A 524-nucleotide genomic window follows, 5' to 3' on the forward strand; every position below is an offset into this window, starting at 1 on the left:
AGGCCCCAAGACGACCGCGCTCTTCACCGTCACTGACCGGCCTCCTCAAGCGCGATGTCTCGGACGTAGAGACCCGGCCGGTCCGGGTCGATGTTGTAGGCGACGATCCGGCGCGGGTGGATACGGATGAAGCTTGCGCTCACATGCTCGTCCGGTGGTACGGCCAGCGACGCCGCCTGCGCCCGTCCCCGGATCTCCAGGAAGCGCACACCAGACGCCCCTTCACTCGCCACGTCGTCGACCACGAAAGACACATCCGGGCGGGCCTTGATGTTGCGGAACTTCGCCGACGACTCCATCCCGAAGCCGAAGATGTCGATCGTGCCGAGATCGGCGTTGTGGTGGAACCCGACGGGCTTGTTCTGCGGGGTGCCGTCGGGCGCGACAGTTGCCAGCCGACCACGTTGCTGACAGGCCAGATACGTTTCCTCAACAGTGGTGAAAGCCATGGCTAGACCCTAGAAAGCATCAGCCACACCTGCATCAGCCAAAAGCCCTGCCTACTCCGGGACGAACGACCTAGG

Annotated in this window: 1 protein-coding gene; it reads right to left on the reverse strand. The window is 63.9% G+C overall.

What is annotated here, in order from left to right:
• Positions 1-29 precede the first annotated feature (29 nt).
• Complete coding sequence (locus Mco01_RS38820; protein ID WP_204061808.1) at positions 30-449, reverse strand: PPOX class F420-dependent oxidoreductase; 420 nt, start codon at positions 447-449, stop codon at positions 30-32.
• Positions 450-524 lie beyond the last annotated feature (75 nt).

It is taken from the genome of Microbispora corallina (genome assembly GCF_016863035.1).
GTDB classification, from domain to species: Bacteria; Actinomycetota; Actinomycetes; order Streptosporangiales; family Streptosporangiaceae; genus Microbispora; species Microbispora corallina.

Coding starts and splice junctions, on each gene's coding strand:
- Mco01_RS38820 (WP_204061808.1), bottom strand. CDS start 449: ATGGCTTTCACCACTGTTGAGGAAACGTATCTGGCCTGTCAGCAACGT.